General features: G+C 61.2%; 19 protein-coding genes. 11 read left to right on the plus strand and 8 right to left on the minus strand.

Features of this window, described 5'->3' with window-relative positions; translation table 11 throughout:
- Positions 1-3 precede the first annotated feature (3 nt).
- A complete protein-coding gene (gene aceE / locus ACJ8HN_RS16580; RefSeq protein WP_060423004.1) occupies positions 4-2,667 on the minus strand; it encodes a pyruvate dehydrogenase (acetyl-transferring), homodimeric type in 2,664 nt (887 codons plus the stop codon).
- 165 nt (positions 2,668-2,832) lie between these two features.
- Positions 2,833-3,597: a pyruvate dehydrogenase complex transcriptional repressor PdhR gene (gene pdhR, locus ACJ8HN_RS16585; protein WP_004937490.1), complete on the minus strand. Its 765-nt coding sequence runs from the start codon at positions 3,595-3,597 to the stop codon at positions 2,833-2,835.
- Positions 3,598-4,228: 631 nt separating this feature from the next.
- Between pdhR and ACJ8HN_RS16590 the strand changes: the two genes are divergently transcribed.
- Positions 4,229-5,605 carry an amino acid permease gene (locus ACJ8HN_RS16590; RefSeq protein WP_033635929.1) on the plus strand — a complete coding sequence of 459 codons (1,377 nt, stop codon included), beginning with the start codon at positions 4,229-4,231 and terminating at the stop codon, positions 5,603-5,605.
- 63 nt (positions 5,606-5,668) lie between these two features.
- Here ACJ8HN_RS16590 and ACJ8HN_RS16595 read toward each other — a convergent pair whose 3' ends face one another.
- Genes ACJ8HN_RS16595 through ACJ8HN_RS16605 form a run of 3 tightly spaced genes read right to left on the minus strand, consistent with a single transcriptional unit; the run spans position 5,669 to position 10,241 of the window.
- The gene (locus ACJ8HN_RS16595) at positions 5,669-6,904 is read right to left on the minus strand and encodes a cytochrome c (protein WP_193169608.1); all 1,236 of its coding nucleotides are present in this window, start codon (positions 6,902-6,904) and stop codon (positions 5,669-5,671) included.
- Positions 6,901-7,455: a (2Fe-2S)-binding protein gene (locus ACJ8HN_RS16600; RefSeq protein ID WP_033635931.1), complete on the minus strand. Its 555-nt coding sequence runs from the start codon at positions 7,453-7,455 to the stop codon at positions 6,901-6,903. The genes ACJ8HN_RS16595 and ACJ8HN_RS16600 overlap by 4 nt, the downstream gene beginning before the upstream one ends.
- Entirely contained in the window at positions 7,452-10,241 is a 2,790-nt protein-coding gene (locus ACJ8HN_RS16605) for a xanthine dehydrogenase family protein molybdopterin-binding subunit (RefSeq protein WP_442523715.1), read from the minus strand. Before ACJ8HN_RS16605 ends, ACJ8HN_RS16600 begins: the two co-directional genes overlap by 4 nt.
- Positions 10,242-10,449: 208 nt before the next feature.
- On the opposite strand from ACJ8HN_RS16605, the gene ACJ8HN_RS16610 reads away from it, so the two are divergent.
- On the plus strand, positions 10,450-11,034 hold the full coding sequence (locus tag ACJ8HN_RS16610) for a nucleotidyltransferase family protein (RefSeq protein WP_060427024.1): 585 nt from the start codon (positions 10,450-10,452) through the stop codon (positions 11,032-11,034).
- A gap of 8 nt (positions 11,035-11,042) precedes the next feature.
- On the plus strand, positions 11,043-12,095 hold the full coding sequence (locus ACJ8HN_RS16615) for an XdhC family protein (RefSeq protein ID WP_033649595.1): 1,053 nt from the start codon (positions 11,043-11,045) through the stop codon (positions 12,093-12,095).
- Here ACJ8HN_RS16615 and ACJ8HN_RS16620 read toward each other — a convergent pair.
- Together ACJ8HN_RS16620 and fumA are read right to left on the minus strand one after the other, a co-directional pair.
- Positions 12,019-12,885, minus strand: a complete 867-nt coding sequence (locus ACJ8HN_RS16620) for a helix-turn-helix domain-containing protein (RefSeq protein ID WP_047570548.1) — start codon at positions 12,883-12,885, stop codon at positions 12,019-12,021. The two genes, ACJ8HN_RS16615 and ACJ8HN_RS16620, sit on opposite strands and share 77 nt — an antisense overlap.
- 150 nt (positions 12,886-13,035) lie before the next feature.
- The gene (gene fumA, locus ACJ8HN_RS16625; protein WP_025304241.1) at positions 13,036-14,682 is read right to left on the minus strand and encodes a class I fumarate hydratase FumA; all 1,647 of its coding nucleotides are present in this window, start codon (positions 14,680-14,682) and stop codon (positions 13,036-13,038) included.
- 349 nt (positions 14,683-15,031) lie between these two features.
- Between fumA and ACJ8HN_RS16630 the strand changes: the two genes are divergently transcribed.
- The 6 genes from ACJ8HN_RS16630 to ruvX all read left to right on the plus strand — a co-directional run bounded on the left by ACJ8HN_RS16630 (position 15,032) and on the right by ruvX (position 19,230).
- Positions 15,032-15,544 carry a SprT family zinc-dependent metalloprotease gene (locus tag ACJ8HN_RS16630; protein WP_442523716.1) on the plus strand — a complete coding sequence of 171 codons (513 nt, stop codon included), beginning with the start codon at positions 15,032-15,034 and terminating at the stop codon, positions 15,542-15,544.
- A 101-nt stretch (positions 15,545-15,645) separates the two neighbouring features.
- Positions 15,646-16,341 carry a deoxyribonuclease I gene (gene endA / locus ACJ8HN_RS16635; RefSeq protein WP_442523717.1) on the plus strand — a complete coding sequence of 232 codons (696 nt, stop codon included), beginning with the start codon at positions 15,646-15,648 and terminating at the stop codon, positions 16,339-16,341.
- Positions 16,342-16,410: 69 nt separating this feature from the next.
- Complete coding sequence (gene rsmE, locus ACJ8HN_RS16640; protein ID WP_033654665.1) at positions 16,411-17,142, plus strand: 16S rRNA (uracil(1498)-N(3))-methyltransferase; 732 nt, start codon at positions 16,411-16,413, stop codon at positions 17,140-17,142.
- Positions 17,143-17,152: 10 nt separating this feature from the next.
- Positions 17,153-18,103: a glutathione synthase gene (gene gshB / locus ACJ8HN_RS16645; RefSeq protein ID WP_033635939.1), complete on the plus strand. Its 951-nt coding sequence runs from the start codon at positions 17,153-17,155 to the stop codon at positions 18,101-18,103.
- Between the two features lie 141 nt (positions 18,104-18,244).
- Positions 18,245-18,808: a YqgE/AlgH family protein gene (locus tag ACJ8HN_RS16650; protein ID WP_033635940.1), complete on the plus strand. Its 564-nt coding sequence runs from the start codon at positions 18,245-18,247 to the stop codon at positions 18,806-18,808.
- On the plus strand, positions 18,808-19,230 hold the full coding sequence (gene ruvX, locus ACJ8HN_RS16655; protein WP_015379046.1) for a Holliday junction resolvase RuvX: 423 nt from the start codon (positions 18,808-18,810) through the stop codon (positions 19,228-19,230). Before ACJ8HN_RS16650 ends, ruvX begins: the two co-directional genes overlap by 1 nt.
- Here the strand turns inward: ruvX and ACJ8HN_RS16660 are convergent.
- A complete protein-coding gene (locus tag ACJ8HN_RS16660; protein WP_049213491.1) occupies positions 19,227-20,249 on the minus strand; it encodes a type IV pilus twitching motility protein PilT in 1,023 nt (340 codons plus the stop codon). The genes ruvX and ACJ8HN_RS16660 overlap by 4 nt on opposite strands.
- Positions 20,250-20,269: 20 nt before the next feature.
- Here ACJ8HN_RS16660 and ACJ8HN_RS16665 point away from each other — a divergent pair, with 20 nt between their 5' ends.
- Together ACJ8HN_RS16665 and proC are read left to right on the plus strand one after the other, a co-directional pair.
- Positions 20,270-20,977 (plus strand): YggS family pyridoxal phosphate-dependent enzyme, encoded by a 708-nt coding sequence (locus ACJ8HN_RS16665; protein ID WP_442523718.1) that lies wholly within the window; start codon positions 20,270-20,272, stop codon positions 20,975-20,977.
- A gap of 19 nt (positions 20,978-20,996) precedes the next feature.
- Positions 20,997-21,818 carry a pyrroline-5-carboxylate reductase gene (gene proC / locus ACJ8HN_RS16670; RefSeq protein ID WP_033639391.1) on the plus strand — a complete coding sequence of 274 codons (822 nt, stop codon included), beginning with the start codon at positions 20,997-20,999 and terminating at the stop codon, positions 21,816-21,818.
- The last annotated feature ends 13 nt before the right edge of the window (positions 21,819-21,831 follow it).

The following is a 21,831-nucleotide window of genomic DNA, read 5'->3' on the forward strand; positions in this document are numbered from 1 at the left end:
CTCTTAGGCCAGACGCGGGTTAACTTTTTCCGGGTTGATGTCGAATTTCTTGATTGCATCGGCAACCACAGAAGCTTCGATCTCACCGCGTTTAGCCAGTTCACCCAGAGCAGCAACCACCACGTAGGATGCATCGACTTCGAAGTGGTGACGCAGGTTTTCGCGGCTGTCCGAACGACCGAAGCCGTCAGTGCCCAGTACGCGATAGTCGCTGGCCGGCACATAAGTACGAACCTGTTCGGCGAACAGTTTCATGTAGTCGGTAGAAGCTACCGCCGGCGCGTCGCTCATCACCTGAGCGATGTAAGGCACGCGTGGCGTTTCGGTTGGGTGCAGCATGTTCCAGCGCTCGCAATCCTGGCCGTCGCGCGCCAGTTCGGTGAACGAGGTCACGCTGTAGGTGTCGGAACCCACGCCGTAGTCCTTCGCCAGGATCTGCGCAGCTTCGCGCACGTGGCGCAGGATGGCGCCGGAGCCCAGCAGCTGTACCTTGCCTTTGCTGCCTTCCAGCGTTTCCAGCTTGTAGATACCCTTGCGGATACCTTCTTCCGCACCCTGCGGCATCGCAGGCATGTGGTAGTTCTCGTTCAGCGTGGTCAGGTAGTAGTACACGTTTTCCGGGTTGTCGCCATACATGCGCACCAGACCGTCGTGCATGATCACCGCCACTTCGTACGCGTAAGCCGGATCGTAAGAGATGCAGTTAGGGATGGTCAGAGACTGAATGTGGCTGTGGCCATCTTCGTGCTGCAGACCTTCGCCGTTCAGGGTAGTACGGCCCGAGGTCCCGCCGATCAGGAAGCCGCGCGCCTGTTGGTCGCCCGCTGCCCAGCACAGGTCGCCGATACGTTGGAAACCGAACATCGAGTAGTAGATGTAGAACGGAATCATCGGCAGATCGTTGGTGCTGTAGGAAGTCGCTGCGGCCAGCCAGGAAGAAGCTGCGCCCAGTTCGTTGATGCCTTCCTGCAGGATTTGGCCTTTCTCGTCTTCTTTGTAGTAAGCAACCTGTTCACGGTCCTGCGGGGTGTACTGCTGGCCGTTCGGGCTGTAGATACCGATCTGACGGAACAGACCTTCCATACCGAAGGTACGCGCTTCGTCGGCGATGATTGGCACCAGGCGATCTTTGATCGACTTGTTCTTCAGCATCACGTTCAGGGCACGCACGAAGGCGATAGTGGTGGAGATCTCTTTGTTCTGCTCTTCCAGCAGCGAGCTGAAATCTTCCAGCGCCGGCATTTCCAGCTTCTGGGTGAACTCCGGCAGACGCGTCGGCACGTAGCCTTTCAGCGCCTGGCGACGTTCGTGCAGGTATTTGTACTCTTCGGAATCTTTCTCGAAGGTGATGTACGGCAGTTTTTCGATGTCAGCATCGGCAACCGGCACGTTGAAACGATCGCGGAAGTGGTGAACCCCTTCCATGTTCATTTTCTTCACCTGGTGAGCGATGTTTTTACCTTCCGCGGTTTCACCCATGCCGTAACCTTTGATGGTGTGGGCCAGGATAACGGTCGGTTTGCCTTTGGTGTCCTGCGCTTTTTTCAGTGCAGCGAAGATTTTCTTCGGATCGTGACCACCACGGTTCAGCGCCCAGATTTCGTCGTCGGTCATGTCTTTGACCAGCGCCGCGGTTTCCGGGTAACGGCCGAAGAAGTGCTCGCGCACGTAAGCGCCGTCTTTGGATTTGAAGGTCTGGTAGTCGCCGTCCAGGGTCTCGTTCATCAGCTGAACCAGTTTACCGCTGGTGTCTTTACGCAGCAGTTCGTCCCAACGGCCGCCCCAGATCACTTTCAGCACCTGCCAGCCTGCGCCGGAGAAGATGCCTTCCAGTTCGTTGATGATCTTGCCGTTGCCGGTGACCGGGCCGTCCAGGCGCTGCAGGTTGCAGTTGATGACGAACACCAGGTTGTCCAGCTTCTCGCGGGTCGCGATGGTGATGGCGCCTTTGGATTCCGGCTCATCCATCTCGCCGTCGCCCAGGAAGGCGTAAACGGTCTGCTCAGAGGTGTCTTTCAGGCCGCGGTGTTCCAGGTATTTCAGGAACTTCGCCTGATAGATGGCGCTGATTGGGCCCAGGCCCATGGATACGGTCGGGAACTGCCAGAATTCCGGCATCAGCTTAGGATGCGGGTAAGAGGACAGGCCTTTGCCGTGCACTTCCTGACGGAAGTTGTTCATTTGTTCTTCGGTCAGGCGGCCTTCAAGGAAGGCACGCGCGTAAACGCCCGGAGAGATGTGGCCCTGGAAGTACACCAGGTCGCCGCCGTCTTTCTCGTTGCGTGCGCGGAAGAAGTGGTTAAAGCAGACTTCATAGAAGGTCGCGGAAGACTGGAAGGAAGCCATGTGGCCGCCCAGCTCCAGGTCTTTTTTGGATGCGCGCAGAACGGTCATGACCGCGTTCCAACGGATCGCAGAGCGAATGCGGCGTTCCAGATCCAGGTTGCCTGGGTAGGCCGGTTCGTCTTCTACCGCGATGGTGTTGACGTAGTTGTGCGCTGCAGCACCGGCCGCAACGTTAACGCCGCCTTTGCGGGCTTCTCCCAATACCTGATCAATCAGAAACTGAGCTCGCTCAACACCCTCTTCACGGATGACCGATTCGATCGCCTGCAGCCAGTCGCGGGTTTCGATCGGATCCACGTCATTGTTTAAACGTTCTGACATGGTGGTATTCCTTATCTGTCTAATGGTTTGTTTGGAGCCTGTCTTCCTGTGCTCTGTGCAAAAACACACGAAGACAGGCCCATCAGTTTAGTTGCCGCTTAAGTACTTAACTAAGTACCTCGAACTTAACCCCCGCAGGCTGGTGTACCCTGAAGAGGACAGCTCTTAATCCTTGCGTTGCTGGAGACGCCGTAGCGATCTCTCGCGCCGAGTATGCTCCCGGCTGAGATCCAGCAAGATTTCCTCGATAAACGCCAAGTGGCGATGCGAGGCTTCACGGGCCTTTTCCGGCTCGCGTGCCACAATCGCCTCAAAAATTCCGGCGCGGTGGCTGCTCACTTTTGCCAACATCTCACGGCGCGAGTAGAGCAATTCAAAGTTCTGACGCACGTTCTGTTCCAGCATCGGCCCCATGCAGCGTAGCAGGTGAAGTAACACAACGTTGTGGGCAGCTTCGGTCACGGCGATTTGATACTGCATGACCGCATCGGCTTCGGCGTCGAGATCGCCGCTGTCTTGAGCCTGTTGAATCACGATGTGGCAGTCGCGGATGCGCGCCAGATCTTCATCGGTGCCGCGCAGCGCCGCGTAATAGGCGGCAATGCCTTCCAGCGCGTGACGGGTTTCCAGCAGATCGAACTGTGATTCGGGATGGTCGGCCAGCAGCTCGGCCAGCGGATCGCTGAAGCTCTGCCACAGATTAGTTTGCACGAAGGTGCCGCCGCCCTGACGACGCAGGAGCAGCCCTTTCGCTTCCAGGCGCTGAATGGCCTCTCTCAGAGAAGGACGGGAGACATCAAATTGTTTCGCCAGCTCGCGCTCCGGAGGCAGTTTTTCGCCTGGGCGCAGTGTCCCCTCGAGGATCAGATATTCGAGCTGTTGCTCGATAACATCTGACAACTTGGGTTGGCGGATTTTGCTGTAGGCCATGAGTGAATTCTTCTCTGCGAATGGCGCGGAGTCAATTGGTAATACCAATTTCAAAAACGTGACGGTAAAGTAACAAAGTATTCACCTCCTGTCCATACGGGCCTTGATCGAAATCAGGTTACCCGCACATTTTAACACCCCGCTGAAAACCCCGCTGCAAACCGGTAACGCCGTGATGGTATTACCATTTACGCGCCGGGTTGGGGATTTAACTTTTACCAAACCTTACGCAAGGCAGAGTGCAAACTTTTTGCCCAAGTTTTATTGCATGGTTATGACGCTTTAATGAATGGCTATTTGGCGAGCAGCGCCACGGTGATTCGTTCACTATTTGAACGCGCGCCGCCGCTCGGATCTACGTTATTTTTGCGCATTATGTGATTTGTTGCTTATTTCATGCACTGAATCCCCCCTGCCGTCACACAACCCGCATTTTGTTTCCTAAACTGCTGCAATCTTAATCACTCACACGACAAAGCAGGTGCAAACCGACGCGCATAACATTATTCTCTGCCAAACGGTAGCGGCGCCGTGGAATTAATAGCTATAACGCCGTAAATAAAACAAAACACACATCGTAACCACTGCTTTACAGGCATGTGGGCATTCACAACGACAGAGGGTTTGATTGATGGATGGTCAACAGCATGGTGACCAGCTGAAACGCGGCCTGAAAAACCGCCATATTCAGCTCATCGCCTTAGGTGGCGCAATCGGCACCGGGTTATTTCTCGGTATCGCTCAAACAATAAAAATGGCCGGCCCGTCAGTGCTTCTCGGCTACGCCATCGGCGGCTTCATCGCGTTTCTGATCATGCGCCAGCTGGGGGAGATGGTGGTGGAAGAGCCGGTTGCCGGTTCCTTCAGCCACTTCGCCTACAAATACTGGGGCAACTTCGCCGGCTTCGCCTCCGGCTGGAACTACTGGGTGCTGTATGTCCTGGTGGCGATGGCGGAACTGACCGCGGTCGGCATCTACGTGCAGTACTGGTGGCCGGAGATCCCCACCTGGGTTTCCGCCGCGGTATTCTTCCTGGCGATCAACGCCATCAACCTGGCCAACGTCAAAGTTTACGGCGAGATGGAGTTCTGGTTCGCCATCATCAAGGTGGTGGCGATTATCGGCATGATCGTGTTCGGCGCCTACCTGCTGTTCAGCGGCATGGGCGGCCCGGAGGCCACCGTCACCAATCTGTGGGCGCAGGGCGGGTTCTTCCCGAACGGCGTCATGGGCCTGGTGATGGCGATGGCGGTGATCATGTTCTCCTTCGGCGGCCTCGAGCTGGTCGGCATCACCGCCGCCGAAGCCGACGACCCGCAAAAGAGCATTCCGAAAGCCACCAATCAGGTGATCTACCGCATCCTGATCTTCTATATCGGTTCGCTGGCCATTCTGCTGTCGCTGTACCCGTGGGGCAAAGTGGTCGAAGGCGGCAGCCCGTTCGTGCTGATCTTCCACGCGCTGAACAGCAACCTGGTGGCGACCGTGCTGAACATCGTGGTGCTCACCGCCGCGCTGTCGGTGTACAACAGCTGCGTCTACTGTAACAGCCGCATGCTGTACGGCCTGGCGCAGCAGGGCAACGGCCCGAAAAGCCTGTTGAAGGTCGACGGCCGCGGTGTGCCGGTGGTGGCCATCGGCATTTCCGCCCTCGCCACCGCGCTGTGCGTGCTGATTAACTACCTGATCCCGGGCCGCGCCTTCGAACTGTTGATGGCGTTGGTGGTATCGGCGCTGGTGATCAACTGGGCGATGATCAGCCTGGCGCACCTGAAGTTCCGCGCCGCTAAAAATCGCGAAGGTGTGGTGCCGAAGTTCAAAGCGTTCTGGTACCCGTTCAGCAACTACCTGTGCCTGCTGTTCATGGCCGGCATCCTGGTGATCATGTACCTGACGCCGGGCATTCAAATCTCGGTGCTGCTGATCCCGGTGTGGGTGGCGATCCTGGCCGTCGGTTACGCCATCAAACAGCGCAGCCAACGCGTCGACGGCGTCACCAGCCGTTGAACCCCGTGACCGCGCAATAAAATGGCCCGCTGATGCGGGCCATTTTTTTCGCCTGAACGCCGCTTATTTGCGCAGCGCTTTCACCTGTTCGGCGGTGATGTCCGCCGGCAAGCCGCCCCAGGTCACGCGCAGATAATTCACCAGCTCCGCCACGTCGGCATCGCTCAGCCGTTCGCCGAAGCCCGGCATGCTCTGCATGCTTTCGCCGTTCGGGAACTGCTGAGCCGGCAGGCCGTCCAGCACCGACACGATCAGGTTCTTGCCGTCCACCTGGCGCAGCGTGGCGTTATCGCGCATCGCCGGTGCGACGTGCGGTTTGCCCTCGCCTTCGCGGGCGTGGCAGCCGGCGCACTGATCCAGATAGGCCATGCGCCCGGCATCGCTGCCCTGGCCCATTTTCACCGGCACCGCCGCCGGCGGCTGCTCGCCCATCAGATACAGCGCCAGCGCCTGATGGTCTTCCGGCGTTAAATGCCGGGTGCTGAGATCCACCACCATGTGCATCTCGCTGAAGGCGGAACCCTGCGGCGCGAGGCCGGTGCTGAGGAAGCGGCTGATGTCCTGCGGCGTCCAGCCGCGCTGCGCCAGGCCGTGCGGCGTAATGTCCGGCGCCATGAAGCGGCCGAGATCGCCGCCCTGCATCGGCTTGGCGAGATCCATCTGCCCCAGCGCGCCGCGCGGCGTGTGGCATTCGCCACAGTGGCCCAGCACGTCGGCCAGATAGCGGCCGCGCTGCCATTGCGGCGAGCTGCCCTGCGAACTGGCCGGCAGCGGATCCTGGCTGCGGAACAGCAGGTTCCAGCCGATCAGCGCCATGCGCTGGTTGAACGGGAACGGCATCTCGTTGGCCGGAATGGCCGCGTCCACCGCCGGGCGCGTCATCAGGTAAGCGTAGATGTCGTCAGCGTCCTGACGCGACATGCCCTTGTACGAGGTATAAGGCATCGCCGGGTACAGGTGCCGCCCGCCCGGCGCCACGCCCTGCGTCAGCGCCAGGAAGAAGTCGTCCTTGGTCCAGCGCCCGATGCCGTGGTCGGCCGACGGCGTCAGATTGCTGCCGTAAATCGTGCCGAACGGCGTTTCCAGCGGATAGCCGCCGGCCAACGGCGCCCCGCCGCTGGCGGTATGACAGGCGGCGCAGTCGGCGGCCTGCGCCAGATAGCGGCCGCGGGCGATCTGTTCGGCGCCGGCGGTCACCTGCTGCACCGGGCCGTCGTAACGGCGGTTTTCCCGCCACCACAGCAGCGCAATCACCACGATCGCCACCAGCACAATCAATACTGCGAGACGTTTTTTCATTGCGCCGTCTCCTTCAGCAGGCCCGGCGTTTTCAGCACCACGTCGCGCACCGCTTCGTAGTAACGCACGTAGCCGGTGCAGCGGCAGATGTGGCTGTCCAACGCCTGCTCGATGGCGCTTTCCAGCTGCTCGCGAGCGATAGGTTCACGCTTGAGCTTTTCCACGAAAATGGTGGCGGCATTGACGAAGCCCGGCGTGCAATAGCCGCACTGGAAGCTGTAGTGCTCCAGAAACGCCTGCTGGATCGGCGACAGTTCAACCACCTCGCCCTGCTCGTCCACCCTGGCGTGGCCTTCGACGGTACGCACTTTCTTGCCGTTGAAGAAATGCGCGCCGGTGATGCAGGTGCGCACCTCTTCGCTGGTGCCGCTCGGGTGATCGACGATTGCCACGCAGGCGTGGCAAATGCCCTGCCCGCAGCCGAGGCGCGAGCCGGTCAGGTCAAGGTATTCGTGCAGGAAATCGATCATCATCAGGCCTTCCGGCACCTCGATTGGGCCGTACTGCTTCTGGTTGATGGTCAGGGAGATCGGCTGGGTTTTAATGCTCATTGTAATACCTCACGAATATTTTCTGCACGAACGGGCAAATCACGGAAACGGTGGCCGGTGGCGTCGGCGATGGCGTTGACCAGCGCGGCCACAATCGGGATCATCACCACCTCCGCCATGCCTTTCGGCGGATCGGTTTCCGACAGCGCCGGCAGGATGTCGCCACTCTGCTTCCACACCGCCACGTCGCTGGCGCGCGGCAGGTGGTAACGGTTGAAGTTCCAGGTGCCGTTGCCCGGCCCGTCTTCGTACAGCGGTAAATATTCGTGCAGCGCATGGCCGATCCCCATCGCCAGCCCGCCCTGCAGCTGGCCGGAAACCAGTTCCGGCACGATCAGGTTGCCGCACTCCATGATCGAATGGTGATTCAGCAATTCCACCTGGCCGGTGGCGATATCCACCGCCACTTCCGCCAGCGTGCCGACGGCGCTGTAGTAGGTGACCGCCGCATTGTTACGCTGGGTTGGCGGGTAGTAGATCTGCCCGCGCGCCAGCGGTTTGAATTCGCCGCCGGCGTTGCGCAGCGCCATGCCGTCGATCGGCAGGCGTTCGCTTTTGCCGCTCAGCGTGAAATCGGCCTCCGCCCACTGCCAGCGGTTGAAGACGTGCACCGCCGCGCCGGTGACGCCGCCCATCTGATAGGCCGTCTTGGCCAGCAGCTCGAGGCTCAGCACCGACATGCCCGCCGCCGTCAGGCCGCCTTCGACCCAACGCGCATCTTCACACCGCACTACCAGCGGCGCCGCCTGGCCGCCGCCGATGCCGGCCTGCCACAGCGCCATCGCCGCCGGCCACAGGCCGTGATCGAAGATCAGGCGCGCCGCTTCGCGGGTGCTGTGCGAGAAGTAATAGGCCGAGTTGCTGGCGCTGGACGGCGAACAGTAGCTCGGCGTCCAGTTAGGGTTGGTTTGCAGCTTGTCCTGCTCCTCCTGCGACATCAGGTAGGGATCGCCGCTGGTGACCATCGGCAGCACCGACCAGTCGGTGACCGAGAAATGCGCTTCGTCGGCCGGTTTGCCCAGCCACTGTGCGCACAGCACCGACTGCGAGGTCGACATGCCGGTACCCATCTCCGCGCCGCTGTGATGCAGCGTGATGCGGCCGTCTTCGCTCAGCTCCACCCGGGCGAACGAGGTTTCCGCCCCGGTGCCGAAGTCTTTCTGCACGCAGCCGAAGCCAACGCCATAGCGCTTGCCGGGATGGCGGCTCTCAAACTCGGCCTTGCGTTCGGCGCGCTTGAGCCACATCTCATGCTTCGCCGCCTTCTCCAGCACTTCATCGGCGCGGATCGCACCGGCCGGGATCGCCCCCTGGGTGTTTTTCATGCCGGATTTCAGCACGTTGCGCAGGCGGAACTCGATCGGGTCGATCTTCAGCTCGGCGGCCAGCTCATCCACCATCATCTCGGTGGCGGCCATGCTCTGCAGCGTGCCGTAACCGCGCGCCGAGCCGGCGTCGATGGCGCGTGAGGCCAGCCCGACCGACGACAGATCGCTTTTCGGGAAGTAGTAAATCGACTGCGCGGCGGTCGCGCCGACCATCACCACCGAAGGGGTAAAGTTGCTGCGGCCGCCGCCGTCCGCGGTCATGTCGCCGAGGAACGACTGCATGACGCCGGTCTGCTTATTCACCGCGATGCGGTAATTCATGTCGAACGCGTGGCGCTTCAGCGCCGTCTGGAACTGCTCGAAGCGATCGTTGGCCAGGCGCACCGGGTGGCCGTCGCCGTACATCGCCGCCACCGCGCCGTAATACGGGAAGTTGTAGTGATCTTTCGAGCCGTAGCCCACGGTGTAGCACGGGTGCAGGATCAGCTGTTTCACCGGCGGGTTGCGCTTGGCCAGCATGCGCGGCATCTCGTCGGCCACTTCCTGCGGCGACTGGGTCGGCACCACCAGATGCAGCGTTTGCGTCTCGGCGTCGAACCAGCCGTTGGCGTTGTCCGGCTCCAGCGCCGAGGTGTCGATCGACTGCGTGGTGTAGCGGCGCGACATCACCAGCCAATCGGCCGGCGGATTGGCCATCTCGTCGGCGATCAGGCCCGCATAGCGCATGCCTTCCTGATCCAGCTTGCCGCCCTCGCGCCCTTCCGGCCACACCGGCAGGTGTTTTTTCATCGACACCGGGAAGATCGGCGTGTCCTTCAGGCTGGAGAAGCGATCGTCGTCGAACGGTTGATGGCCCCCCACCCGCACATAGCGGAAGCTGCCCCAGGGATCGCGCTCCAGCGGGCCGGTGACCGCGCCGTATTTGATGGTTTCCTCACGGAATTTCAGCTTGTCCTTGGCGAAGCGGAAACGGGCGAAGTCGTGATAGATCAGTATCGCCACCGCCTGGCCGAGATAGGCCGGGGTTTTGCCGCTCGGCAGCAGCATGTCGTCGCCGTAGAACGCCGGGAAGGCCAGGCCGTCGCGCGCCAGATCTTCCGCCGTCACCAGGCGATCCGGCTGCAGGTCGTCCCCCAGCAGCGACAGATCGACGCCCTCGAACAGCCGGTCGGCTTTAGTGACGCGAAGAATGAAGGCGTGCGCCTGTTTCTGCGGCCAGTGCGGCATGTCCACCGCGCGGATGTCGCGCGCGAACACCTTCTGCCCCATGACCTTGGCGCGGCCATCGATACGGAAACGGACGCGTTTGGTCTGCGGATCCCAGTTGGGTGACTGGAGGATTTTTTGCTCGAACAGCGCGGCGTAGGCGCGGCTGTACAGGGGCGCGAGGTACACGGACACCCCCGCAATCACGGCGCCTTTGATAAAGCGGCGCCGCGACGGGTTGAAATTGCTCATAAATAAGTCCTTCACGTCTTTCTTGTAATTGGTTTTTGTTCGCGGTGTTGTTGCGCAAACGCTGACGACCTTGCCGTAGACGTCATAAGCATATGCTTATAACTAAAATTATGTGATGATTAACAGGCTGTTTTCAACAAAAAAACATTTACAAAACACAGGTAGTTTGTAGGCTAATAAATAATTTGCGCAAACGCGGACTTCAACCATGACCACGGGCATTGTCATTACCGCCGCCGGACGCGGGGAGCGCTTTATTCAGGCCGGCGGCCGGGGCAACAAATTGAACGCCGGATTTGCCGATGCGGCGGGCGAGCGGCGATCGCTGTTCGAACACACCCTGCACCAGGCGCTGGCCTCCGGCCTGCCGGTACAGGTGGTGACCCGGCCGGATAATCTGCCGGTGCTGGCCGCCTGCGCCGCCAACCAGGTACCGGTCACCCTGCTCGCCAGCGCGGGCCTCGGCGACTCGATCGCCGCGGGCGTTGCGGCCACGCCGCACTGGCAGGGCTGGCTGATTCACCTGGCCGATATGCCGTTCGTCGGCGCCGATGTTTTCCGGCAGGTGGCGGATGCCTTACGGCAGCACGCGATCGTGCGCCCCTGCTATGCGCAACAGCCCGGTCATCCGGTCGGTTTTTCCGCTCTATTGCGCAAACCCCTTTGCCAACTGCGCGGCGATAATGGCGCGCGTGAACTGCTGCAAGGCGCGGCAGTGCACCTGCTGCCGCTTGAGCAACCCGGCGTCGTGCAGGATATTGATCTTCCATCGCAACTCCCGGCCAGCGAGTAAATTCACCTATGCAACATCTTGACGTCACCGTGGTCAGCCAGGCGATAAGCTGGCTGCAGCAACAGCCGGTCTGGTTATGTACCGTGCTCAGCACCTACGGCTCTTCGCCGCGCTCGCCGGGCGCGCTGATGGCGGCGACCCGCGATGGCCGCTACAGCGGCTCGCTGTCGGGCGGCTGCGTGGAGGAAGATTTTTTGCGCCGCGTGGCCGCCGGGGAGTATCAGGCGGCCAGCCAGGTGATTCGCTACGGTGAAGGCGGCATGACGCCCAACGTGGCGCTGCCCTGCGGCGGCGTGCTGGACGTGCTGATCGAATACCTGCCGGCGAGTGAAGCCAGCATCGCTTACCTGCGGCGCATCGCCGGCGCGCTGGAAGGGCACCACGCGTTGATCAAACGCCTGACGCTGCCCAACGCCTGCCACAGCCTCGAGCAGAGCCACTTCACCAGCGCCACCCAGGTCGAACGCCGGCTTGAGCAGATCACCCTGCACATCGCGGCCGCGCCGCGCCTGCTGATCGCCGGGCTGTCCAGCGTGGCGCTGTACTGCGCCGATTTCGCCGTGGCGCTGGGGTTTGAGGTGCTGGTGTGCGAGAACCGCCCGGAGGCGCTGGATAACTTTGCCGCCGAGCTGAAACCGGGCGTGACGTTGCTGCGTCAGTTTCCGGCCAAATTCATTGAGGAAGGGGGTTGCCACGCCAATACCGCCGTCGTGGCGCTGACCCACGATCCGCGCATGGACGACCTGACGCTGATGGAAGCGATCCACACCCCGGCGTTTTACATCGGCGCCATGGGCTCGCTCAGAAACAGCGCGCGGCGGCGCCAGCGTTTGCAGCAGATTGCCGAATTCACCCCGCAGGAGCTGGAACGCATCCATGCGCCGATCGGCCTACCGCTGGGCAGCAAAACCCCGGCGGAGATCGCCCTGGCGGTGATGGCGGCGATCGTGCAGCAAAAAAACCGGCTGCCGGCCGCCGACGGGCTCAATGCAGCGGCACCACCGGCACCAGATGCTGCAGCTCCAGATGCAGCTCCTCTTTCCCGCTCAGCGAATAGCTGAACACCGTAATGTCCGGCCCGTCACCGCGGGCCAGCCCCATTTCGGGCAGCACCTGCGTGTAGATTTGAATGATGTGGTCATTGAGCGCCACCGGCTTGCCGGAATAGCGAAAACGGCAAAACTCGCCGTGGATCTCCGGCAACGGCTCCAGCACCACGCCTTCGCGCAGCGGGTATTCCGTCGTCACGCCCAGGGTATAATCGACCCTGACCCGCTCGCCGTCCGGCACCAGTTGGGTAAACGAATAGGTTTGCGTCGGGCGCTCGCCCAATAAGGTATAGAACTGCGCCCGCAGCGCGCTGCGCTGCGGCAGGTGCGACTTGTCCAGCTTCTCGATATCCAGGTGATAAGCGTACTGCTTGCCGTGAAAGGCGTATTGCCCGCTGGCGATGCTGACGCGTTCGACCTGAATATCGCCCGGCTGGCTGGCCGCCAGCGAACGCACCAGATTACTGAAGTCCTGCTTGCGGGCATGGCGATAGACGCTGGGCGATTCGGCGAAGTGTTTCTTGAAACAGCGCGAGAACGTCTGCTGGTTATCGAATTGGTATTCGACCGAGATATCGAGGATGCTCTTCTGCGTGAAACGCAAGGCGAAGGCGGCGAGATAGAGGCGGCGAGCGCGGATATACGAAGCTAACGATAATCCGGTCTGCTTCTTGAACATGCGCTGCAGATACCATTTCGTATAGCCTGACTTGGCGGAAACGATATCCAACGACAGCGGATTGGTCAGATTATCCTCAATCCAGACCAGCAATTCCTTGATATGACTTTCCTGCGTACTCATGTGCTTGCCGAGCCTTCTGTTGCCGATATTCCATTAGTCGAATTTTAGTGCTGTCCGCGTAGGGTATACAGGTTAAAACTCGCCGTCCAGCAGGCTACAGGACTTTACACAATCCCCTTCACCGCCCGCAGGCGGCGAAGGGGGCCGCGCTTATTTCAGGCAGCTGGAGCACTGACCGGCCTGGATCTTCTGGAAGAAGTCATTGCCTTTGTCATCCACCAGGATAAACGCCGGGAAATCTTCCACCTCGATTTTCCAGATCGCTTCCATGCCCAGCTCAGGGTACTCCACGCACTCCAGGCTCTTGATGCTCTGCTGCGCCAGCACCGCCGCCGGGCCGCCGATGCTGCCGAGATAGAAACCGCCGTGCTTGTGGCAGGCATCCGTTACCTGCTGGCTGCGGTTGCCTTTCGCCAGCATGATCATGCTGCCGCCGTGGGATTGCAGCAGATCGACGTAGGAGTCCATACGCCCGGCGGTGGTTGGCCCCAGCGAACCGGACGCGTAGCCTTCCGGCGTTTTGGCCGGGCCGGCGTAGTAGATCGGGTGATCCTTGACGTACTGCGGCAGGCCTTCACCGCGATCCAGGCGTTCTTTCAGCTTGGCGTGCGCGATATCACGGCCGACGATGATGGTGCCGCTCAGCGACAGGCGGGTGGAAACCGGGTACTGCGACAGCTGTTTGAGGATCTCGGCCATCGGACGGTTGAGATCGACCTTGATCGCCTCGCCCTCCCCGGCCTGGCGCAGCTCCTGAGGAATGAATTTCCCCGGATTGTGCTCCAGTTTTTCCAGCCAGATGCCGTCGCGGTTGATTTTGCCTTTGATGTTGCGATCCGCGGAGCAGGAGACGCCCATGCCGACCGGGCACGACGCGCCGTGGCGCGGCAGGCGCACCACGCGGATATCGTGCGCGAAGTATTTGCCGCCGAACTGCGCGCCCAGCCCCAGGTTCTGCGCTTCTTGCAGCAGTTCCGCTTCAAGTTCCAGATCGCGGAACGCCTGGCCATGCTCGTTGCCTTCGGTCGGCAGGCCATCGTAATACTTGGTCGAGGCCAGCTTGACGGTTTTCAGCGTCGCTTCCGCCGAGGTGCCGCCGATGACGAACGCCACGTGGTACGGCGGGCAGGCCGCAGTGCCCAGCGTGCGCATCTTGTCGACCAGGTAGTTTTTCAGTTTGCCCGGCGACAGCAGCGCCTTGGTTTCCTGGTACAGATAGGTTTTGTTGGCGGAACCGCCGCCCTTGGCGATGCACAGGAACTTGTACTCTTCGCCGTCCACGCTGTAGAGATCGATCTGCGCCGGCAGGTTGCTGCCGGTATTGACCTCTTTGTACATATCCAGCGCGGCGTTCTGCGAATAGCGCAGGTTCTCTTCGATGTAGGTGTTGTAGACCCCGCGCGACAGCGCTTCTTCATCGCCGCCGCCGGTCCAGACGCGCTGGCCCTTTTTGCCGACGATGATCGCCGTGCCGGTATCCTGGCAGGTCGGTAAAATACCCTTGGCGGCGATTTCTGAGTTACGCAGAAATTGCAGCGCAACGTACTTGTCGTTTTCGCTGGCGTCCGGATCGTCGAGGATATCGGCCACCTGCTGTTGGTGCGCCGGGCGCAGCATGAACGAGGCGTCGTGGAACGCATGCTGGGCAAGCAGGGTTAACGCTTCAGGGGCAACTTTCAGTATTTCCTGGCCTTCAAACTCGCTCACGGAAACGTGGTCGCGGCTCAGCAGATAATATTCGGTATCGTCTTTCTTCAGCGGGAACGGATCTTGATAGTGGAACGGTTTATTCGACATTGATCTCTCACTTGCAACATCAGCTGCGTTAAATTCACACTTGCGGCGCGCGAGGCGGCGCCTTGTCAAAAAACTGCCTCCACCTTACGTATTTTTAATCAGTCAGTTATTGCGCCAAATCGCAAAATAACCGCTCTTTGCGTAAGGGATTACCACAGGCGGCGTTTCAACCTTGTCCGGTGAGAACTGCGGGTACAGGCTCATCATGCACGCTTTATTATCCCGCAGTTAACACATTGATTACAATCCATCGGCGGCGATCGTCTTATCAATGTGGCGAAAAAGCGCCGGATGCGATTTGCGCCGGGGCGTATTGTCAGCCGCCGCGCCATTGCTTAAGCTAGCCGCAATGAACAAACCGAGAATCCCTATCGCGCTGCAACAAGCGGTGATGCGCTGCCTGCGAGAAAAGCTGCAGTTGGCTCGTCGGCATTTTGCCGTCGAGTTCCCCGAACCCAGCATCGTCTATCAGCAACGCGGCACCAGCGCGGGCACCGCTTGGCTGCAAAGCTGGGAAATCCATCTGAACCCGGTGCTGCTGCTGGAAAACCAACAGCCGTTTATCGATGAAGTGGTGCCGCACGAGCTGGCGCATCTGCTGGTGTTTCGCCAATTCGGCCGGGTAGCGCCGCACGGCCGCGAATGGCGCTGGGTGATGGAAAGCGTGCTGCTGACGCCCGCCAGCCGCACTCATCGTTTCGAAACCGCCTCGGTGCAAAGCAAAACCTTCCCCTACCGCTGCGGCTGCGGGCAGCACCAGCTCACCATTCGCCGCCATAACCGCGTGCTGCGCGGCGAAAGCGAATACCGCTGCCGCCGGTGCGGTGAAAAACTGAAATTTATTGCTAGCGAGAACCTTTAGTTAAACGATTTATACGTTAAAACAAGTAAATATCGCCATTTGCCACTGCCGGCAAGTTCCGTTACCCTGCCTGCTTTTCCAATTTTGAGCTGTTTTGGAATATGCTTCGCAGAATTTTGTTTATGGCGGTTTTCGCCGCAGGCGCCGCACAGGCGCACGGCATCAATAACTTCTCTCAAGCCAAGACGGCGGCGGCCAAGATTAACCAGGATGCGCCGGGCAGTTTTTACTGCGGCTGCCGCATCGAGTGGCAAGGCAAGAAGGGCATTCCCGATCTCGCCGGCTGCGGCTATCAGGTGCGTAAAAACGCCCAGCGCGCGCAACGCATCGAGTGGGAACACGTGGTGCCTGCCTGGCAATTCGGCCACCAGCTGCAGTGCTGGCAGGACGGCGGGCGCAAAAACTGCAACAAGGACGCCACCTACCGCCAGATAGAAACCGATCTGCACAACCTGCAGCCGGCGATCGGCGAAGTGAACGGCGACCGCAACAACTTCATGTACAGCCAATGGAACGGCGGCGCGGGCCAGTACGGGCAATGCCCAATGAAGGTGGACTTCAAGAATAAACAGGCGGAGCCGCCCGCCCGCGCCCGCGGCGCCATTGCCCGCACCTACTTCTACATGCGCGATCGCTACCAGCTGCGGCTGTCACGCCAGCAAACCCAGCTGTTCGAGGTGTGGAACCGGCAATATCCGGTGAGCCAATGGGAATGTCAGCGCGAAGCACGTATCGCCAAGGTGCAGGGCAACCACAACTCCTATATTCAACGGGCTTGTCAGCAGCGGAAAAGCTAACCTACTATAGCCTTTATCTTTCATGGCGCCGCCAACCCGCGGCGCCGTTTCGTCAGGATCAGACTACCCATGCGCATACCCCGCATTTACCATCCGCAGCCGTTGACCGATCGGGCGGAGATCGCCCTTAGCGAGGACGCCGCCAACCACGTCGGCCGCGTGCTGCGCATGAGCGCCGGCCAGGCGCTGCAGCTGTTCGACGGCAGCAACCAGGTGTTCGACGCCGAGATAGTTCGGGTGGACAAAAAGAGCGTGCTGGTGCGCCTCGGCGACGGCCGCGTGGACGACATCGAATCGCCGCTCAACCTGCATCTGGGCCAGGTGATCTCGCGCGGCGAGAAGATGGAGTTCACCATCCAGAAATCCATCGAGCTGGGCGTCAACGTCATTACCCCGCTGTTTTCCGAGCGCTGCGGCGTCAAACTGGACGGCGAGCGTCTGGCGAAGAAAATCCAGCAATGGCAAAAGATCGCCATCGCCGCCTGCGAACAGTGTGGCCGCAACCGCATTCCCGAAATCCGCGAGGCGATGTCGCTGGAAGCCTGGTGCGCCGAACAAGACGGCAGCCTGAAGCTCAACCTGCATCCGCGCGCCAGCCACAGCATCAACACACTGCCGCAGCCGGTAGACCGCGTCCGCCTGCTGATCGGCCCGGAAGGCGGTTTGTCCGCCGACGAAATCGCCATGACCACCGGCCACGGATTTACTGATATTCTGTTGGGGCCACGCGTGCTGCGTACCGAAACCACAGCGCTCACCGCCATTACCGCTCTGCAGGTCCGCTTCGGCGACTTGGGTTAAAGGAGAAAAGATGATTAAGCTCGGCATCGTGATGGATCCTATCGATTCCATCAACATCAAGAAAGACACCAGCTTCGCCATGCTGCTCGAAGCGCAGCGCCGCGGTTACGAATTGCACTACATGGAGATGAACGATCTCTATCTGCACGCCGGTGACGGGCGCGCCCGCACCCGCCTGCTGAGCGTGAAGGAAGACAAGGAAAACTGGTTCAGCTTCGGCAGCGAGCAGGATCTGGCGCTGCACGATCTGGACGTGATCCTGATGCGCAAGGATCCGCCGTTCGATACCGAATACATCTACGCGACCTACATTCTGGAGCGCGCCGAGGTCAAAGGCACGCTGGTGGTCAACAAGCCGCAAAGCCTGCGCGACTGCAACGAGAAGCTGTTCACCGCCTGGTTCCCTGAGCTGACGCCGGACACGCTGGTCAGCCGCAGCGCCGCGCACATCCGCAAATTCCACCAGCAGCACGGCGACATCATCCTGAAGCCGCTGGACGGCATGGGCGGCGCGTCTATCTTCCGCGTGAAGCAGGACGATCCCAACCTGTCGGTGATCATCGAAACCCTGACCGAACACGGCAGCCGTTTCTGCATGGCGCAGAACTTCCTGCCGGCGATCAAGGACGGCGACAAACGCATCCTGGTCGTCGACGGCGAGCCGGTGCCTTACTGCCTGGCGCGCATTCCGGCGCAGGGCGAGACCCGCGGCAACCTGGCGGCCGGCGGCCGTGGGGAAGCGCGCCCGCTGAGCGAGAGCGACTGGAAAATCGCCCGCACCGTCGCCCCGACGCTGAAAGAGAAAGGGCTGATCTTCGTCGGCCTGGACGTGATCGGCGATCGCCTGACCGAAATCAACGTGACCAGCCCAACCTGCGCACGCGAAATTGAGGCGGCATTCCCCATCTCGATTACCGGCATGCTGATGGACGCGATTGAAAAGCGCCTGGCGGCGAAGTAATGCGCCTGCGGGCGGCAAGCCGCCCGCTATCCAGCATCGCGCCCGCCAAAGCCGCCTTTTCGCGGCTTGAAAGGCGGCGGGTATAGCCGCATACTGGCGGCTGTTTATTTTCTCACCCATTGATTACCTTATACTAACGCCATGAATTTACAGCACCATTTTCTGATCGCCATGCCCACCCTGCAGGATCCTCGCTTCAAGCGCTCGGTGATTTACGTCTGCGAGCACAACGAAGAAGGCGCCATGGGTTTGGTGATCAATAAACCGGTGGAGCAGTTCACGGTAGCCACGGTATTGAGCAAGCTGAAGATCATGCCGCCTGCGCGCGATCCGGCCATCAGCCTGGACAAGCCGGTGTTCGCCGGCGGCCCGCTGGCGGACGATCGCGGATTTATCCTGCATACGCCGCGCCACGGCTTCGGCGCCAGCATTCAAATTTCCCCCAACACCATGATCACCACCTCGAAAGACGTGCTGGAAACGCTCGGCACCCCGGAACAACCGGACGACGTGCTGGTGGCGCTGGGTTATGCGGGTTGGGAAAAGGGCCAGCTGGAGCAGGAGGTGTTGGAGAACGCCTGGCTGACCATCGAGGCCAACACCGACATTCTGTTCCGCACGCCGATCGCCAGCCGTTGGCGCGAGGCGGGGAACCTTCTGGGTATCGACATTCGCAGCATCGCCAACCACGCAGGACACGCCTGATGAGCAACCGCACCATTATCGCCTTCGACTTCGGCACCAAAAGCATCGGCGCGGCCGTCGGCCAGGAGTTGACCGGCAGCGCCCGCGCCCTACCGGCCTTCAAAGCGCAGGACGGCTCGCCGGACTGGCTGAAAATCGAAAAGCTGCTGAAGGAGTGGCAGCCGGATCTGGTGGTGGTCGGCCTGCCGCTGAACATGGACGGCACCGAACAACCCGTGACCGCTCAGGCGCGCAAGTTCGCCAACCGCCTGCACGGCCGCTTCGGCATCCAGATCGATCTGCATGACGAGCGCCTGAGCACCGTGGAAGCGCGCGCCAACCTGTTCGATCGCGGCGGCTTCCGCGCGCTCGACAAAGGCAGCGTGGATTCCGCCTCTGCGGTGGTGATCCTCGAAAGCTGGTTCGAACGGCAGCTGGGTTAACTCCCCGCCCCTTCGCCAACACAATCCCCCAACACGCCGGCGTCGATCCGCTGCTGCAAACCTTGCTCAAAGGTTTGCATGCCGGACTGCGCGCCGGTTTGCAACACGCTCGCCAACTGATGGGTTTTCCCTTCGCGGATCAGGTTGCTGACCGCCGCCGTCGCCGTCAGCACCTCAAAGATCGCCACTCGCCCGCCGCCGGGCCGCCTCATCAGCTTTTGCGCGATCACCGCCTGCAGGCTGCCGGCCAGCTGGGCGCGCACATAGGGTTTCTCTTCCGCCGGAAACACGTCCACCAGCCGTTCCACCGCCTGCGGCGCGCTGCGGGTGTGCAACGTCGCCAGCACCAGATGGCCGGTCTCCGCCGCAGTGAGCGCCAGCCGGATGGTGGCGATATCGCGCAGTTCGCCCAGCAGGATCACATCCGGATCTTCGCGCAGCGCGGCGCGCAACGCCGCATCGAAGCTGTGGCTGTCGCGGCCGATCTCCCGCTGCTGGATCAGCGAACGCCGGCTGCGGTGCAGGAATTCGATCGGATCCTCCAGCGTCAAAATGTGCCGCGGCTGGTGCCGGTTGATCTCGTCGATCATCGCCGCCAGCGTGGTGGACTTGCCGCTGCCGGTGGCGCCGGTGACCAGGAGAAGCCCGTCGTCGCGCCGCAGCAGCGCCGGGACGATGGCCGGCGCCGCCAGCTCGGCAAGCGAAGGCGCCTGCCCGGCGATGCGCCGCAACGCGAGAGACATCCCCGCGCTTTGCTGAAAAACGTTGGCCCGCAGCCGCTCCCCGCCCGGCCTGTGCAGCGCCAGATCGATCTGCCCCAGCCGCCGCAGGCTCTCGCGCTGCTGCGCATTCAGCAATCCGTCGCAGAGGGCCTGCACGCCTTGCGCCGTCAGCGTTGGCGCCGCCGCCAGCGGCTGCAGTTCACCGTCGATGCGCAACATCGGCGGATGGCCGGCACAAAGGTGCAGATCGGAAGCATTATGCTTTACACTAAGGGCCACGAATTCATCGATATCCATATCACTCTCCCGGGTCAATAATGAGCACTATCCAACAAAACCTGCAGGATGTCAGAAACCGCATCGCGGCCGCCGCGCAAAACTGCGCGCGGGCGCCAGAAGAAGTTGCCCTGCTTGCAGTCAGCAAAACCAAACCTGTGGCGGCGATCGAAGAAGCCATCGCCGCCGGCCAGCGCGCCTTCGGCGAGAACTACGTGCAGGAAGGGGTAGACAAGATCCGGCATTTCGCCGAGTCGCCGCAGGGCGGCGAGTTGGTGTGGCACTTTATCGGCCCGCTGCAATCCAATAAGAGTCGGCTGGTGGCGGAACACTTCGCCTGGTGCCACACCGTAGATCGGCTGCGCATCGCCCAGCGCCTGAGCGATCAGCGCCCGGCCGACCTGCCGCCGCTCAACGTGCTGATTCAAATCAACATCAGCGACGAGCAGAGCAAATCCGGCATCGCGTTAAGCGAACTGCCAGCGCTGGCCGAAGCGATCGCTGCGCTGCCGAACCTGACGCTGCGCGGCCTGATGGCCATCCCGGCGCCGGAAGCGGATTATCAGCGGCAGCTAGCGGTATTCAGCCGGATGAACGACGCCTTTCTCGCCCTGCGTCAGCGTTATCCGCAGGCCGATACGCTATCTATGGGCATGACGGACGACATGGCGGCAGCGATTGCCGCAGGCAGCACCCTGGTGCGCATCGGCACCGCAATTTTTGGCGCCCGCGACTACTCGCAGGCCTGACAAACAGACGAGGGATTTGATGCAACATCGCAAGATTACCTTTATCGGCGCCGGCAACATGGCGCGTGCAATCATCGCCGGCCTGGTGGCGGGCGGCTATCCGGCCAAATCCATCAGCGTCTGCGCCCCTTCGGCGAAAAACCGCGATGCGCTGGCGGCGGACTATGGCATCGTCAGCAGCGGCGACAACGTCGCCTGCGCGCGCGAGGCCGAGGTGGTGGTGCTGGCGGTCAAACCGCAGCTGATGGCCGACGTTTGCCAGCCGCTGCGCGAGCAGGTCGATTTCAGCGGCAAGCTGGTGCTGTCGATCGCCGCCGGCATTCAGGTCAGCCGTTTCTATCAGCTGCTCGGCGACAAGCTGGACATCGTGCGCATCATGCCCAACACTCCGTCGCTGGTCGGCAAGGGCATGAGCGGGCTGTACGCGCCGGCGCAGGTCAGCCAGCGGGATCGCGATTACACCGGCGATTTAATGGCGTCGGTCGGTAAAGTTTGCTGGGTCGATGACGAAAATGGCATCAACGGCGTGATCGCCGCCGCGGGCAGCGCTCCGGCCTATTTCTTCCTGTTTATGGAGGCGATGCAAAAAGAGGCCGAGCGCATGGGCTTCGACAGCCAGACCGCGCGCGATCTGGTGCAACAGGCCGCTTCCGGCGCCGCCGCATTGGTGGAAGCCAACCCGGATACGCCGCTGGGCACGCTGCGCGAACAGGTGACCTCCAAAGGCGGCACCACCGCCGAAGCGCTGCGGGTGTTCAACGAACGCCAACTGCCGGAAACCGTGGGGCAAGCGATGCAGGCCGCCGTTTCCCGCGCCCAAGAGATGGAAAAATTATTTTAAATAACCGCGAGTT

The organism is Serratia sp. CY29653 (assembly GCF_052169255.1).
Classification (GTDB): Bacteria; Pseudomonadota; Gammaproteobacteria; order Enterobacterales; family Enterobacteriaceae; genus Serratia; species Serratia sarumanii.